This window comes from Pseudomonas sp. GB2N2, assembly GCF_054897705.1.
The window spans coordinates 1355361-1371361 of sequence record NZ_CM142701.1; the positions used below are offsets into that span (position 1 = coordinate 1355361).

A 16001-nucleotide genomic window follows, 5' to 3' on the forward strand; every position below is an offset into this window, starting at 1 on the left:
GTCGACCCGCGCGCATACCCGTGCCCCACAAGACTCAGCTATACCTCTATGAAACCATTGGCGCGCACCGTGCTCGAAACCATCGGGCGCCAATCACAGGACACCGAGTCAGTCGATCCAGCTCTAGACAATAGCCGCGGGTGTGCCGGGTGGAACGGCGAAATGGCCGGACGTATCCGGGCGTTCGACTGGAGCAGCACCGAGTTGGGGAACCTACTCAGCGCCGAGACCTTTTTACTGAGCAAACCCTACAGCCCCGACGCACTGTCAACGGCTAGCTCAATCCTTGGGAGCTGGCAAGCCAGCTCCCAGGGATTTACGCAAATTCCCGATAATGCGTTCATCCTTCGAACTTTCTGATCAAGGCCACCTGATGACTTCAAAACGCACCTTCAATCCTCCTTCCGGCATGGTCAGGGTGCGCGGTGCCCGTGAACACAATCTCAAGAATGTCGACGTCGATATCCCGCGCGATGCCCTGGTGGTGTTCACTGGCGTCTCCGGTTCGGGCAAGTCGTCCCTGGCGTTTTCGACCCTGTACGCCGAAGCGCAACGGCGCTATTTCGAATCCGTCGCGCCGTATGCGCGGCGTCTGATCGATCAGGTCGGGGTGCCGGACGTCGATTCCATCGAAGGCCTGCCGCCCGCCGTCGCCTTGCAGCAGCAGCGGGGCACGCCGAGCACGCGTTCTTCGGTGGGCAGCGTGACCACGTTGTCGAGCCTGATCCGCATGCTGTATTCCCGTGCCGGCAGCTATCCGTCGGGGCAGCCGATGCTGTACGCCGAAGATTTTTCGCCGAACACGCCGCAAGGCGCCTGCCCGGAATGTCATGGCCTGGGCCGGGTTTACGAAGTCACCGAAGCGCTGATGGTCCCGGACCCGAGCCTGACCATTCGCCAGCGCGCCGTCGCCTCCTGGCCCACGGCGTGGCAGGGCCAGAACCTGCGGGACATTCTCGTGACCCTGGGTTACGACGTCGATAAACCGTGGCGCGATCTGCCGAAAAAGCTGCGGGAATGGATTCTCTTTACCGAAGAAACCCCAACCGTTCCGGTGTATGCCGGGCTCACGCCGGAAGAAACCCGCGTCGCGCTCAAACGTAAAATGGAGCCGAGTTACCAGGGCACCTTCACCGGCGCGCGGCGCTACATCCTGCACACCTTCAGCCATTCGCAAAGTGCGCTGATGAAGAGGCGTGTCTCGCAATTCATGCTTGGCAGTCCGTGCCCGTTGTGCGATGGCAAACGCCTGAAGCGCGAGGCGCTCTCTGTAACGTTCGCCGGTTACGACATCGGCGAATTGTCGCAAATGCCGTTGCTGCAAGTGGCCGAAGTGCTGAAGCCAGTGGCTGCGCGGAGTTACCTCGAACAGGCTGATGAGGCAGGCGAAACCCTCACCCACGACCAGACCCGTGAAGCCCGTGAGCAACGCGTGGCCCACGGCGCCAGCGGTCACGCCAACGCCCCGGACGTGCGTCACACACCCAACCTGTCGGTGGAAAAACGCCTGGCCGCGCAACGGATAGCCGAGGATTTGCTGGAGCGGGTCAGCACCTTGACCGACCTCGGCCTCGGTTACCTGGCACTGGAGCGCAGCACGCCGACGCTGTCGTCCGGCGAGTTGCAGCGCCTGCGTCTGGCCACGCAATTGGGTTCGCAGTTGTTCGGGGTGATTTACGTGCTGGATGAGCCCTCGGCCGGTCTGCACCCGGCGGATGGCGAAGCGCTGTTCGAAGCCTTGCAACGTTTGAAAGCCGCAGGCAACACGTTGTTCGTGGTCGAGCACGACCTGGAAACCATGCGCCGCGCCGACTGGCTGATCGACGTCGGGCCGGCAGCGGGCGAGCACGGCGGGCAGATTCTCTACAGTGGACCGCCTCAAGGCCTGTCCGAAGTGAAGGACTCACAGACTCGCGCTTACCTGTTCGCCGATCAGGTGACTGCGCCGCGAGATAGCCGCAAGCCGAGCAATTGGTTGCGCCTGGAAGGCATCACCCGCAACAACCTGAATAACCTCAATGTCGAGTTTCCGCTGGGTTGTTTCACTGCGGTCACCGGCGTCTCGGGTTCGGGTAAATCCAGTCTGGTCAGCCAGGCGTTGCTGGAACTGGTGGGCGCACATCTCGGGCGCTCGGCCAGCGACAACGAAACGCAGGAATTGAGCCTTGAGGACGATGCGCCGCAGGTCAGTGGCGGTCAGGTCAGTTCAGGCTTGGCGTCGATCAAGCGTCTGGTGCAAGTGGACCAGAAACCCATCGGCCGCACACCGCGCTCAAACCTGGCGACCTACACCGGGCTGTTCGACAACGTGCGCAAGCTCTACGCCGCGACAGCCGAGGCGCAAGCCGCGGGCTACGATGCCGGCCAGTTCTCGTTCAACGTCGCGAAGGGGCGTTGTCCGACCTGCGAAGGCGAAGGCTTTGTCAGCGTCGAATTGCTGTTTATGCCCAGCGTCTACGCACCATGCCCGACCTGCCACGGCGCGCGCTACAACCCCGACACGCTGGCGATTACCTGGCAGGGTTTGAACATTGCTCAGGTGTTGCAGTTGACGGTGGACGAAGCGGTCGAGGTGTTCGTCGAGCAACCGGGGATTCGCCGTTCCCTGGAAGTGCTGCGCGATATTGGCCTCGGTTATCTTCGACTCGGTCAACCGGCGACCGAATTGTCCGGCGGCGAAGCGCAGCGGATCAAACTGGCCACCGAGTTGCAACGCAATCAGCGTGGGGCGACCTTGTACGTACTCGATGAGCCCACCACCGGGCTGCACCCGCGGGATGTCGATCGCCTGCTTGAGCAATTGAACACGCTGGTGATAGCGGGGCATACGGTGATCGTCGTCGAACACGAAATGCGCGTGGTCGCGCAGAGTGACTGGGTGATCGACATCGGCCCGGGCGCCGGGGATCAGGGCGGCAGGATTGTGGTGGCGGGCACGCCGCAGAAAGTCGCCAAGAGCAAACAGAGCCGGACCGCGCCGTTCCTCGCCAAAACCCTCAATCTGTAGGAGCCTGCTTGCTTGCTTGCTGGCGATGGCGATCAGGCGTAATCGAGGGTGCGGCGGACCTTGTCCAGCAGCTCGCTGATCTGGAATGGTTTGATCAGCATGTCCATGCCATCACCAAGGAACACTTGCCGGTTCAGCGCGTTCTCCGCATAGCCCGTCATGAACAGGATCGGCAAACCCTCGCGCCACCCGCGGGCGACGTCCGCCAGTTCGCGGCCGTTCATGCGTGGCAGACCGACGTCAGTCAGCATCAGATTGATGGACGGATCATTCTGCAGGCGGTCCAGCGCCCCTTCGATATCACCCACCTGCGTGCACCGATAACCGGCGTCTGCCAGCACTTCGGCGACGAACATGCGCACCGACGGCATGTCTTCGACAATCAACACATGTTCGCCTGAGCCTTGCGGGTCCACGGTGTCAGGTTCCACGACCACACTGGTTGGATCGCCGCTGGCGGGCAGCATGATGGTCACTTCGGTGCCGCGTCGGGCCACGCTGCGGATGTGCGCATCGCCCCCCGATTGCCGGGCGAACCCGTATATGCTCGACAACCCAAGCCCGGTGCCCTGGCCGAGTGGCTTGGTGGTGAAAAACGGGTCGAACACCTTGTCGATCACGTTGTGTTCGATGCCGGTACCGTCATCGCGTACCGACAGAGCGACGTAGGCGCCGTCCGCCAGTTTCAGGTCGCCGTGTGAATACGCCGCATAGGTGCTGACCCAGATATTGCCGCCTTGGGGCAGCGCATCGCGGGCGTTGATCACCAGGTTCAGCACGGCGCTTTCCAGCTGAATCGGATCAACCAGCGCGATGGCCGCTTTCGACGTCAGTTCGAGTTTCAGCGCGATATGTTCGCCGATGGTGCGTGCGAGCAATTCTTCCAGCGAACGGATGTGTTCGTTGATGTCCACGGGCCGTGTGTCGAGCGGCTGCTGGCGGGCGAATGCGAGCAGGCGATGGGTCAGCGAGGCGGCGCTCAACGCTGAGTTCTGTGCCGCTTCGGCGTAAAACCCGACCTTGTCGGTGCGCCCGTCGGCGATGCGTTTCTGGATCAGTTCCAGGCTGGTAATGATGCCGGTCAGCAGGTTGTTGAAGTCATGGGCGATGCCACCGGTGAGTTTGCCCAGCGCGTCCATTTTTTGCGCTTGCAGCAACTGAGCCTCGGTGCGCACCCGTTCGGCGATCTCATGTTCCAGCTGCGAGGTCGCATCGTCGAGCCTGGCCAGGTGCGAGCGTTCGCGGTGGCGGTGTTCGGTAACGTCCTCGACGAACACCAGGCTCAACTCCGGGGTGCGGTAGGGCGAGATCTGCCATTCGGTTTCCCGCTGCTCACCCTCGACGCGCATGTTCAGCGTGCCCTTCCAGCGCTCGCCGGCGCTCAGGCGCAAGCGCAGTTCATCGAGGATCGCTTCCTGCTGTTCGCCGAAACACTCACGCAGCGCGTTCAGGTCGCGATTGTCCTGGATCAGCCGGGCGAATGCATGGTTGCATTCGTGCACCTTGAGCTGCGCATCCAGCACAGCGATGGGCGCCGAGACGTTGACGAAAATCTCGCGAAAGCGCGCCTCGCTTTCACGCAGGGCATTTTCGGTATCGCGCACCCGCAGCAACGTGCGCAGGGTCGCGAGTAATACATCCGGGTCCACGGGGTGAATCAGGTAGGCATCGGCCCCGGCATCGAGGCCGGTGATGATGTCGCCGGTCTGGATCGACGCGGCGGAGACATGGATCACCGGGAGCAGGGCGGTAGCGGCTTCGGAGCGCAGTTTGCGCACGATGTCGAAGCCGCTCATGTCCGGCAGGTTGACGTCGAGGATCAGCGCGTCGATCGATTCGCTGTCGATAAGCGCAAGACCGTCGCCGCCGGTACCGGCTTCAAGCACGACATAGCCATGCGGTTCCAGGCGTCTACGCAGGGCATAGCGCGTGGCGACGTTGTCATCAACGATCAGCAGGCGGATATCACGTTTCATCAACGGGCTCCATGGCGATGGCCAGCGGGATGATCACGAAAAAGGTCGAACCGACCCCCGGTGTGCTCTCGACCCCGACTTCACCGCCCAGCAGTTCGGCGAAGCGTTTGCACAAGGACAACCCCAGACCGGTTCCGCGCAGACGCTTCTGCAGGGGCGAATCGACTTGGGAAAAGTCCTCGAACAATGCGCCATGTAGTTCCGCAGCGATACCTATTCCGGTATCGGTCACGGCGAAGCGCACCCGGTCACCACCCTCCAGCCGCGTGGAAACGCGTACTTCACCGCGGGTAGTGAACTTCAGCGAGTTGGAAATGAAGTTGCGCAGGATCTGCGCGAGTTTTTTATCATCGGTAAACAACTTCGGCAAACCGACCGGTTCCTCGAAGATCAGGTCCACGGCGCTGGCGTCGACAATCGGACGGAACATGCCACGCAGGGCGGCGAACAGATCGAACATGTCGAACCAGGCCGGCGAGATGGTGATGCGCCCGGCTTCGATTTTCGCCAGGTCGAGCAAGTCGTCGACCATGTCGCTCAGTTCACGCGCCGCGGTGCTGACAAACGCCACCTGTTTGTGCTGTTCCGGGCTTAGAGGGCCGTCGAGTTCATCGCTCAACAGGCTGGCGATGCTGAGGATCGAGCCCAGAGGCGTGCGGAACTCGTGGCTCATGTACGACAGGAAACGGCTTTTGAGGTCCGACGCCTGGCGCAACTCTTCGGCCTGATTATCGAGCTCGGCGTACAGCGCAAGGACGCCCTGGTTGGTTTCGTCCAACTCTTCGCGCAGCGCATTCGCTTCGCTTTGCAACCGCACTATCAGCGCTGCCTGTTCGTCATTCTGACTCATGGTCGTCTCAGCCATGGGCTGTCTCCAGAGCAATGACCAACACCGTGACGTCGTCGCGTCCACGGCAGAAATCGCGGTGCAGAAGTGCGGCGATCACGGCGGGATGGCGGTGCACCAGGCCGGGGTAATCGTGCAGGTTCCAACGGGACTGCAAGCCGTCGCTGTACATGATCAACAGGTGTCCATTCACTTGAGCATAATCAAAGGGTTGCGCTTTGCGGTATTGCCCGCCGACGATGCCCGGATGGGAGGCCAGACCGCGGGATTTGCCTGGGGCGATAATGCACGCACCGATGTTGCCGATGCCAACGAATTTTAACGCATCGGCGCTGCCGTCGAACTGCGCAATGGCCAAGGCGCCGCCACGTGATCCGATCATCGACCGATGGATGTCTTCCAGCAACAGCACCGGCGTATCGAACGGTGCCAGGGAGAAGGTTTTTTCGCCGGCGCGGGCGCCACGTTCGGCCTCTTCGCCATGTCCCAGCCCGTCAATCACCAGTGCACTGATGCATTGCCCGTCGAACGCCAGATGCCAGACATCGCCGCAGGCCGGGTCGTCGCCCAACGAATGCTGACTGACGCCGAACCGTCGATCCGCAGCCTTGTCGCTGCGTTGATAAAACCGCGTCAACAGCACGGCGCCGCGTGCGTCGGTATAGGCGTCGAACACGTCGGCCTGGCGGGACATCGCCCCCAGGCCAATGCCTTGAGTGCCGCGAGTGGAAAAACCGTCGGCCAGGCACGCGTGCAGATCGAAACCCTTGCCGCGATCAATGGCAATCATTTCGATGCCGGCACCCGATTGGCGTGGCAATAGCCTCAAGTGCAGTTCGCCACGGGTGGCGTGCTTGAGGATGTTGCTCGCCAGCTCGGTGGCCACCAGCGCCACACGCCCGGCGTCCGTGGCGTCGAAGCCGTTTCGTTCCGCCAGTTGCTGCGCAGTGCGGCGTGCGTGACCGACCTGACTGCTGTCTTCGATGGTTAACACTTGCGTCATCGAACCGCCAATGTTCATGTCCATCGGGTGATCGTTATGCGAGTGCCTTTACCGGGCTCGGTCTCGAGCTCGAATTCTTCCACCAGCCGCTTGGCGCCGGTGAGGCCCAACCCCAGGCCGCCGCCGGAGGTCCAGCCATCGGTCATGGCCAGTTTGAGGTCGGGAATGCCCGGGCCTTCATCGCGGAACACCAGGCGCAAACCGGTGCGCGCGTTTTCGTCGAGGATCTCCCAGTCCATGTCGCCGCCACCGCCATACACCATGGTGTTGCGGGCCAGTTCGCTGACGGCGGTGACCATTTTGGTCAGGTCGATCAGGCGCATGCCGCATTCGGTGGCCAGTTTGCGTGCGGTCTGGCGCGCCAGCACGACGTCCTGTTCGATACGAATGGGTTGGCTGCCGCTGCTGATTACGGTCATTGGTCGCGCACCCGGTCCTGCAGCAGTTTCATCCCCCGTTCAACGTTCAGTGCGGTACTGACGCCAGGCAAGGTCAGGCCGAGTTCCACCAGAGTGATGGCAACGGCGGGTTGCATGCCCACCAGCACGGTCTCTGCGTCCATGATTTTTGACAGACCGGAAATCGTCCCGATCATCCGGCCGATGAATGAATCGACCATGTCCAGTGCGGAAATGTCGATCAACACGCCGCGTGCCGACGTGTTACTGATGCGTTCGGACAGGTCGTCCTGCAGCGTCAGGGCCAACTGATCGTGCATGTCGACCTGAATGGTCACCAGCAGGAAGTCGCCCATTTTCAGAATTGGAATGCGTTCCATCGGCTTATACCGACTTGCTGACGGTAACGCCCAAACGCGTCAGGGCCAGCTTCAATGCATCGGCGAGGTTGGCTTTAGTGACGACGCCTTGCAGGTCCAGGCCAAGGTGCACGATGGTCTGGGCGATTTGCGGACGCACGCCGCTGATGATGCAATCGGCACCCATCAGGCGAATCGCGGTCACGGTTTTCAGCAGGTGCTGCGCCACCAGGGTGTCGACCGTCGGTACGCCAGTGATATCGATGATGGCGATTTCCGAACCGGTATCGACGATGCGCTGCAACAGCGATTCCATCACCACCTGGGTGCGTTGCGAATCCAGTGTGCCGATCATCGGCAGCGCCAGGACACCATCCCAGAGCTTGACCACCGGGGTCGACAGCTCCAGCAACTCTTCCTGCTGACGCTTGATCACAGCCTCGCGGGATTTTTGGAAGGTACGGATGGTGTGCATGCCCAACGCATCGAGCAACTCGGAGACTTCCCAGATTTGCTCGGCCAACAACGCAGGGTTGTCCTGGTAATTGTTCTGCAGCAGTTTGAACAGCGGGCCTTTCAGGGAGAAGATGAAGCTGGCGGTCTGGTGCGAATCCTGGCCGAGCAGCGCACGGCTATGGGAGAGTTTTTCAAGGAACAGGCGGATTTCGTCCCAACCTGGCGCCGCCACATTCTGGCCGTTGCCTTGCTCGATACCCGAGACAATCAACTGGATAAATTCGGCCGTTTGCTGCTTCAGCTCCTGCTCTTTGATATTGCGCGTGGCGCCGCTGGCTTCGAGGCTGCTGGTCCAGTGGGCGAGCAGCTGCGGCTGGTTTTTCTTGATCGCGTCGAGCGTGGTGGTTTGCAGTGCTGCCATGTTCCTAGACTCCCTGAAAAGTGCGCGCCGATTCCCCAAGAAACGATCGGCGCAAGTCAGTGACATTTCTCGTATGAAATAGTTGTTCGTTGCGCGCAGGATATTTTCATCCTGCACTCATGCACTTTAGTAGGCGCTGCCAAAGGCTGCGGTTTTATGAGCTTGATCAGAAAATCCCAGGCATAAAAAAGCCGCATCACAGGATGCGGCTTCTTGAGTTCGGCGGGTTATTTGCTGGGGTGCGCAGCCTGGAGTTTTTTCGCCATATCCAGATGTTTTTCCAATCCCGGCAACATTTTTTGTGCAAAGCCTTTCAGCTCCGTGGCGCCGGCGACCTTGTCGTCAGTCACCGTGTTGGCTTCTTTCTTGAACAGCGCGATGGTTTCCTCATGCGCCTTCACCTGGTTGTTGGCGTAGGCCGCATCGAACGATTCGTCGCGCAGGTCGAGGATCTTTTCTTTCGCCTGCTTGACCAGCGTTGTGCTGTCCGGCACTTCGATATCGTGTTTCCTGGCGATGGCCGCCAGTTCATCGTTAGCCTTGGTGTGATCGGTGATCATCATGTTGGCAAACGTCTTGATATCCGCCGAGGCGCTTTTTTCAACGGCCAGCTTGCTGGTTTCGACTTCGGCAATGCCGCCAGCCGCCGCGTTATCGACAAAATCATTGGAAGTGGCAGCGAATGCCGCGCCCATGCTGGTGCTCAAGGCTACGGCCAACGTGAGGTGGCGCAGGGTGAATCCGTCCATTGGTCATTCTCCACACAGGTGTTCATGGGCGATCAGGTGATCGTTATGCAGTGGAGGCCGACGGACGGATAAAGGTTTGATCAGGTTTGTCTCTCGGCGACGAACGGACACCGCTGGTCTGATAGGCGGTCGACAGAACCCGTCAACCGAGGCCATTCTGCTAGTTGGCGAACGCAATTGATCGCGTTTGCTGCCGATCAACAAACGGAGGTGTTCCATGCCGGTGACCCACGATCTGTACCAGGACCTGAAACTTTCAAAGGAAGAGATCCAGCAAAAACGCACCAAGGATCCGTTACTGGATTCGCTGATCAACAAGTATTCCCAGGCCGATGCCGAAGTGGTGAAGGCAGAGCAAGCCAAATCCAGCGATGACGCAGTGAGAAAGCTCAAGGAGACGCGCTTGCAGGTCAAAGACAAGATTGTCAAACAACTCCAGGCACCGTCCTGACCTGTCGCTGCAGCCACCGACCACTGGTGACTGAGTAATTGGAACGGCGATAAATATCGGCACCTAGAATGATCAGAGTCCGACACCGACAATGCGGTAAGTGATGGTGAAGCCGATCCCCGATAACGTCTGAACGACACCAAATCTGCAGGAGCCCGGCTTGCCGGCGATGGCGTTCGTGAGATCGCCGTCGCCGGCAAGCCGGGCTCCTACAGGTTAATTTGGCGTCTGTGATAAAGCGGTGCCGAGCGGCAACCGCACCATGTGCCTGGCCTTCAACGACCCGAAATACAGCCACTCCCCATATTCACGCACCGTGGTGATCGGCGAATAGTTGTCGCTACTGCCGTCCTGCAGATTGGCAATCACCTTGCCCTCGACATCCAGTCCCAAGGCAATCGCGCGTTTCTCCACCTGTTTAGGCAACACGGTCATCGCCCGCACAATCATCCTGCGCACGAACGGATGCCCGGCCGTGGCGTCGAGCAATGCGTTGCGCGGCGCATACAGTGCCACCCAGAAACGGTCCCGGCCATTAAAGGAAAGGTTGTCCGGCAATCCCGGCAAGTTGTCGATGAACAGGTCGTGAGTGCCTGCTTTGGGCCCGCTCAGCCAATAGCGACTGATCCGATAAGCGCCGGTTTCATTGACTAGCACAAAGGCCTCGTCCGGCCCCAGGGTCACGCCATTGGCGAACTCCAGCTTATCCAGCAGCACGTCGGTTTTGCCGCTCTGGAAGTCATAACGCAACAGACGACCATCGCCGCCGTGCTCGATGATCGCCTCGCCGTCATGTCCGTAGCCGAAGCGGCTGGAAGCATCACTGAAATAGGCGTAGTGCCCGGCCTTGTCGATGGCCACGTCGTCGGTGAATCCGAAGTCCACGCCATTCGCAGTCGTGGTCAGCGCAATCAACCGCCCTTGGGCGTCGAGCGAGAGCAAACCCTTGACCCCGTCGGCGATCACCAGCAAACCATTGGGGTGCCGTGCGAGGCCCAACGGTCTGCCGCCGGTATCGGCCAGCACCTTGGTGACCTTGCCGTCGAGGCTGGTGCGAATCAGTCGACCGTCATGCAAGCCGGTGATAAGAACGTTGTCCTCCAGCAGCAACGCTTCCGGGCCGTCGATATCGGCAGCACCGACACGCTGAACGCCTTTGAGGCGCTGATTGTCGGCGTAGGGGCCGTTGGCCAGCGACGGCGCTGGAGCAGGTGCCCAGGCGACCGGTCGGACCTTGGTCGGCAGCAACAACAGGAAAGCGGCAATGGCCACGATCACCAGCAACACGACATGGCGCAACCTGACGGCTCGACTCACACGGTGACTCCTGCCGGTGACAGGTGTTTCTGCGCCATGTCGCGCAAGGCGAGCATCGACGCGGCTGATTCATGGTCGATACGTCGTTTCAGCAACAGTTTGTTGGCAATGCGCATTCCCAGGCCACTGAATTGGTACTCCAGGGTGCGGACAAAACGCGTTCCATCGCCGTCGGCCTCGCATTCGTAAGTCACCTCCAGTGACAGGCCATGGTCGCCTTGAGCCCGAGCGCTCCAGCGCCGGCCGGGCAGGTATTCGTTGACCCCCCAGCTCAAATGCCCATCGCGTCCGCCAGCCCGAATGTCCTCTTCGAAACGTGAGCCGGCATGCAGCGGACCGGCCGGGCCGTCGACCTTGAGCGACGACGGGTGCCACTCCGGCCAGCGGGTCACGGTGCTGGCGTAGGCGAGTACGTCAATCGGGTTGCCGGCAATGTTGATTCGATGCTGCATGCGGGTCATGGGCATTCTCGTCGGGTTCAGGTAGGTCGGCTCGGGCTCCCAATACAGGGTGCCGAACAGAAAGTCCGTCAGCGGAAAAACGATGTTGAAGTTGCGCTCCTGCATCAACTCGCGCCGGTGATGCAATTCATGCAGACGGCGCATCTGGCGGATCCACGGCCAGCGTGTCACCGGGTTCGAGGGCGGCAGGTGCTCACAGGCATGGAACACTTCATAAGTCAGGTAACCAAGGACCAGGCAACCACCAACCAGACCGGCGACGTTGGCATCGAATTGATGCAACAGCCACCAAACGGGGACGGTAATGACCAGCGTGTGGACCACAATCAGCCAGGCCGGAAACAGGATCACCCGCCAATCGCGGGCGCTGTCACAGGACATGCTGCCGGGGGCGAAAAAGCTGTGATGGTCACCGGCGTGGCGTGCGTAGAACATCCTCGCGACGCTTTTTTTGTGATGCCCCAAATGGCGATGCACCAGGTAGACGCCGACGTTGAAGGACAACAATGTCAGTGGCACCGCCAGCCATTCCGTGGGCCGAACCGAATGCACGCTGCTCCAGAACGCTGAGATGGCGAGCACGCCAAACAGCAGGACGAAGGCGCCATGCAGCCAGGGATTGTAGTAAGGGTGGATGTCAGCGCGATAGCGGCTGCGAAATGCTTCGGTGGTCTGCCTCACTGCATTCACCTGTGTTCGTTGTCGTCCCAGCAGATTAGACGATTACGCCATTTTCGGCGGAACGAACCCACAGGGCACAACTGCCAGTGTCCGGTGTGAGTCGCCCTCAGGTCAGCGGGTTCCAGCGCTGTGACCAGTCCTCGTCGGACTGGATGACTTCGCGCAGCAGGTCGAACGCCCGTTGCAGGGTCGCGGAGTCGCGGTCACGGGAGTAAACCAGATAGGTCGGGTAACTGAATTCCGGGGCTTTCGGTACGTGTTCCAGCACGCCGTTTTCCAGGTAACTCTGCACCACCCGGGTGCGGAAATAGCCGCTGCCGCCGTTTTCAAGGATGTACTGCAAGCCCAGCGGACCGAGGTTGAAGCTCAATGCGGCTTTGGCTTTTTCTGGCAGGGCGGCATCGTGCTGGCGGCGAAAATCCGGGCCCCAGTCGATGTAGACATAGGGGTCGGGTTTTCCGGGCAGCCGAACCAGGACCAGTTTTTCTTCCAGCACCTGCTCGACTTGCAGGCGCGGCCAATATTCCGGCTGATAGACCAGCGCTGCATCCAGCACGCCCAGTTCCAGTTGGCGCAGCAGGTTTTCGCCGTCACGGATCTCCATGCGCAGGGCGTGGCTGGGGATTTTTTCACGCAGTTCGCCGGCCCAACTGAGCATCAACGGGTTGCACAGACTGACCTCGCCGCCGATGTGCAGTACGTCATGGTAACCCTCGGGCAATGGCAGGTCGCGGCGCGCGGCTTCCCAGGTTTCGACCAGTTGATTGGCGTACACCACGAAGGCTTCACCGTTGGGCGTCAGACGGGCGCCGGCGCGGTTGCGCACGAACAGTGTGCTGCCCAATTGGCTTTCGAGTTTCTGCACCCGCGCGGTGATTGCGGTTTGGGTGACATGGAGTTTTTCTGCCGCGGCGGCGAGGCTGCCGTGGCGGACGATTTCCAGAAAGGTGCGGGCGAGATCGATGTCCATGGGGTGGCCGGTGTTTGGAGTGCTGGCATTGTAAACAGATATGGCTGCAACCGTTCCCGGGTCGGGTACAGATCCATTCCAGGGGTAACGGCTTCTATGGGTTTCGCCCTGAGCGCTTTCTAACGGTCGCACTGGCAAGAGCCGGAATGCAGCGGACGTTCAGCCTTCCGACAGGCCGACGCACTACACTGCAAACCGACTCTTGCCCATCGGACTCATCCATGACGGCCAAACGCGCGACGAACATCCTCGATACCCCGGAAGGCCAGCGCCTCACCGGCAGCGACGCCGAGGCCTGGCGCGAATGGGGGCCGTACGTCAGCGAACGCCAATGGGGCACGGTGCGCGAGGACTACAGCGCCGATGGCGACCCCTGGCGCTACTTTCCCCACGATCACGCGCGCAGTCGGGCCTATCGCTGGGGAGAAGACGGGCTCGCCGGATTCTCCGACCGGGCTCAGCGCTGGTGCCTGGGATTGGCGTTGTGGAATGGGCGCGACCCGATTCTCAAGGAACGCCTGTTTGGCCTGAACAACGCCGAGGGAAATCACGGCGAGGACGTCAAAGAGCTGTATTTCTATGTCGATGGCGTGCCCAGTCATGCCTACATGCGCATGCTCTACAAATACCCGCAGGCCGAATTTCCCTATGCCGACCTGGTGGCCGAGAATGCCCGTCGCGGCCTGGCCGATGCCGAATACGAAATTCTCGACAGCGGCGTGTTCGAGGATGACCGCTACTTCGACGTGACAGTGGAGTACGCCAAGTACACCGCCGACGATCTGTTTATGCGCATCACCGTGCACAACCGCGCCGATCAACCGGCGCGCCTGCACGTGTTGCCGCACCTGTGGGCACGTAATTTCTGGAGCTGGGCGGAGGACGAGCACAAGCCAAGCCTGACGCTGAACGGTGATCAGGTCCTCGCGATGCACCCGCAACTGAGTGATCGACAGGTCAGTGCCTGGGGTGAAGGGCCCGGCCAATGGCTGTTCTGCAACAACGAAAGCAACTTTCCCAAACTGGATGGCGTGGCGGCGAGCGGCCCGTTCAAGGACGGGATCAACGACTTCGTTGTCGATGGGCACGACGGTGCGATTCGCCGTGACGCGGGCACGCGAGTGGCAGCGCATTTTGATTTGTCGTTCGACGCGGGCCAAAGCCGCAGCGTCTATTTGCGATTCGCCCCGGCCGGTGCGCCGCAGGTCAGCGCCAAAACCGTTTTCGAGCAACGTCGCGCAGAAGCCGACGAGTTTTATGCGCAGCTGCAATACGGAATTGCCGATGCCGATGCGCGTAATGTCCAGCGCCAGGCACTGGCCGGGTTGCTCTGGTCGAAACAGCTGTATTACTTCGACGTCAATCAATGGCTCGATGGCGATCCGGCGCAACCCTCACCGCCGCCCGAGCGGCGCCACATGCGCAATACCCATTGGCGGCATCTGTCGAATGCCGACATCGTCTCGATGCCCGACACCTGGGAATACCCGTGGTACGCCTCGTGGGACCTGGGTTTCCAGGCCGTGGCCTTCGCGCTGATCGATCCGGGTTTCGCCAAACACCAATTGTTGCTGCTGGTGAAAGATCGTTTCATGCACCCGAACGGTCAGCTGCCGGCCTATGAATGGCGCTTCGACGACGCCAATCCGCCGGTTCACGCCTGGGCCAGTTGGCGCGTGTATCAGCAGGACAAGGCGCTGACCGGTATCGGCGACATGGACTTCCTCGAACGGATTTTCCATAAATTGCTGTTGAATTTTTCCTGGTGGGTCAACCGTAAGGACGCCGAGGGCCGCAACCTGTTTCAAGGTGGTTTCCTCGGGCTCGACAACATTGCGTTGTTCGACCGCTCGGCGCTGCTGCCCACCGGCTATCAACTCGATCAGGCCGACGGTACGGCGTGGGTGGCCGCGTATGCGCTGGACCTGATGCGCATCGCACTGGAACTGGCCAAGCGCAATAGCGTGTACGTCGACATCGCGGTGAAGTTCTTCGAGCATTTTCTCTACATTGCCGGGGCGATCAACCGGGTCGACTCCGAGGCTGAGGGCCTGTGGGACGAAAAAGACCATTTTTTCTACGACGTGCTGCACCGTCCCGACGGCGTCAACGAACCGCTGCGGTTGCGCTCGATTGTCGGCCTGATGCCGCTGTTCGCCGTGCAAGTGCTGGAGCAGCACGAACATGAAGGGTTGCCGGGTTTGCGTGAACGCTTGCTCGGTTTCATGCGCCATCGGCCCGACCTGGCGAGCCTGGTTTCACGCTGGACCGAACCGGGTGAGGGCAACCGGATGCTGCTGGCGTTATTGCGCGGTGAGCGCACCAAGGACTTGCTCCGGCGCATGCTGGACGAGGCCGAGTTTCTATCCGAGTTCGGGATTCGATCACTCTCCAAAGGTTTCGCCGTCCAACCCTTCGGCCTGCTAATCAACGGTAATCAATTGTGTGCCCGGTATGAGCCGGGGGAGTCGGAGTCGCGGCTATACGGTGGTAACTCCAACTGGCGCGGGCCGGTGTGGATGCCGATCAATTACATGCTGATCGAGTCCTTGCGCGAGTTTCACCTGTATTACGATAAAAACTTTTCGGTGGAATACCCGACCGGATCAGGTTTCCGGGCGTCGCTGGAAGAGGTGGCGGACAGTTTAAGCACGCGTCTGACGCGGCTTTTTCTCAAGGACGAGGAGGGCAAAAGACCGTCGATGGCGGCCTATGCGCAACTGCAAGCCGACCCCGAGAGCCGCGACCTGGTGTTGTTTCATGAGTATTTTCATGGAGAGACCGGACGCGGTCTGGGGGCCAGTCACCAGACGGGGTGGACCGCGCTGGTGGCGTTGCTGCTACAACCCTGATTCATGAATCAACACAGAACCCCTGTAGGAGTGAGCCTGCTCGCGATAGCGTC

At 60.7% G+C, this 16001-nt stretch carries 13 protein-coding genes and 1 pseudogene; 4 read left to right on the plus strand and 10 right to left on the minus strand.

The genetic code is table 11. From position 1 onward, the window contains the following. Positions 1 to 48 precede the first annotated feature (48 nt). Both ACYZT4_RS06275 and ACYZT4_RS06280 read left to right on the plus strand, forming a co-directional pair. Positions 49 to 249: pseudogene (locus ACYZT4_RS06275) on the plus strand (hypothetical protein); the annotation flags it as partial. A 124-nt stretch (positions 250 to 373) separates the two neighbouring features. Continuing rightward, the gene (locus ACYZT4_RS06280; protein ID WP_461986150.1) at positions 374 to 3007 is read left to right on the plus strand and encodes an excinuclease ABC subunit UvrA; all 2634 of its coding nucleotides are present in this window, start codon (positions 374 to 376) and stop codon (positions 3005 to 3007) included. 32 nt (positions 3008 to 3039) lie between these two features. Here ACYZT4_RS06280 and ACYZT4_RS06285 read toward each other — a convergent pair whose 3' ends face one another. The 7 genes from ACYZT4_RS06285 to ACYZT4_RS06315 form a co-directional block, all read right to left on the minus strand. Continuing rightward, positions 3040 to 4983: a response regulator gene (locus ACYZT4_RS06285; RefSeq protein ID WP_461986152.1), complete on the minus strand. Its 1944-nt coding sequence runs from the start codon at positions 4981 to 4983 to the stop codon at positions 3040 to 3042. Beyond that, positions 4973 to 5848 carry a sensor histidine kinase gene (locus tag ACYZT4_RS06290; RefSeq protein WP_461986154.1) on the minus strand — a complete coding sequence of 292 codons (876 nt, stop codon included), beginning with the start codon at positions 5846 to 5848 and terminating at the stop codon, positions 4973 to 4975. Before ACYZT4_RS06290 ends, ACYZT4_RS06285 begins: the two co-directional genes overlap by 11 nt. Next, positions 5841 to 6851, minus strand: coding sequence for an ATP-binding protein (locus ACYZT4_RS06295; protein WP_461988565.1), 1011 nt, complete (start codon positions 6849 to 6851; stop codon positions 5841 to 5843). The genes ACYZT4_RS06290 and ACYZT4_RS06295 overlap by 8 nt, the downstream gene beginning before the upstream one ends. Continuing rightward, positions 6848 to 7252, minus strand: a complete 405-nt coding sequence (locus ACYZT4_RS06300) for an anti-sigma regulatory factor (protein WP_461986156.1) — start codon at positions 7250 to 7252, stop codon at positions 6848 to 6850. The genes ACYZT4_RS06295 and ACYZT4_RS06300 overlap by 4 nt, the downstream gene beginning before the upstream one ends. Next, entirely contained in the window at positions 7249 to 7611 is a 363-nt protein-coding gene (locus ACYZT4_RS06305) for an STAS domain-containing protein (protein WP_461986158.1), read from the minus strand. The genes ACYZT4_RS06300 and ACYZT4_RS06305 overlap by 4 nt, the downstream gene beginning before the upstream one ends. A 4-nt stretch (positions 7612 to 7615) precedes the next feature. Next, positions 7616 to 8467 (minus strand): STAS domain-containing protein, encoded by an 852-nt coding sequence (locus tag ACYZT4_RS06310; RefSeq protein ID WP_461986160.1) that lies wholly within the window; start codon positions 8465 to 8467, stop codon positions 7616 to 7618. A 227-nt stretch (positions 8468 to 8694) separates the two neighbouring features. Beyond that, the gene (locus ACYZT4_RS06315; RefSeq protein ID WP_461986162.1) at positions 8695 to 9216 is read right to left on the minus strand and encodes a DUF4142 domain-containing protein; all 522 of its coding nucleotides are present in this window, start codon (positions 9214 to 9216) and stop codon (positions 8695 to 8697) included. 217 nt (positions 9217 to 9433) lie between these two features. Between ACYZT4_RS06315 and ACYZT4_RS06320 the strand changes: the two genes are divergently transcribed. Further along, positions 9434 to 9667 carry a DUF465 domain-containing protein gene (locus ACYZT4_RS06320; protein WP_461986164.1) on the plus strand — a complete coding sequence of 78 codons (234 nt, stop codon included), beginning with the start codon at positions 9434 to 9436 and terminating at the stop codon, positions 9665 to 9667. Positions 9668 to 9883: 216 nt separating this feature from the next. On the opposite strand, the gene ACYZT4_RS06325 is transcribed toward ACYZT4_RS06320, so the two are convergent. From ACYZT4_RS06325 to ACYZT4_RS06335, 3 genes are all read right to left on the minus strand, one after another. After that, on the minus strand, positions 9884 to 10984 hold the full coding sequence (locus tag ACYZT4_RS06325; protein WP_461986166.1) for an SMP-30/gluconolactonase/LRE family protein: 1101 nt from the start codon (positions 10982 to 10984) through the stop codon (positions 9884 to 9886). Next, positions 10981 to 12126 (minus strand): SRPBCC family protein, encoded by a 1146-nt coding sequence (locus tag ACYZT4_RS06330; protein ID WP_461986168.1) that lies wholly within the window; start codon positions 12124 to 12126, stop codon positions 10981 to 10983. Before ACYZT4_RS06330 ends, ACYZT4_RS06325 begins: the two co-directional genes overlap by 4 nt. 106 nt (positions 12127 to 12232) lie before the next feature. Further along, positions 12233 to 13096 (minus strand): LysR family transcriptional regulator, encoded by an 864-nt coding sequence (locus ACYZT4_RS06335; RefSeq protein WP_461986170.1) that lies wholly within the window; start codon positions 13094 to 13096, stop codon positions 12233 to 12235. Between the two features lie 221 nt (positions 13097 to 13317). Between ACYZT4_RS06335 and ACYZT4_RS06340 the strand changes: the two genes are divergently transcribed. Next, on the plus strand, positions 13318 to 15948 hold the full coding sequence (locus ACYZT4_RS06340; protein WP_461986172.1) for an MGH1-like glycoside hydrolase domain-containing protein: 2631 nt from the start codon (positions 13318 to 13320) through the stop codon (positions 15946 to 15948). Positions 15949 to 16001: the final 53 nt, after the last annotated feature.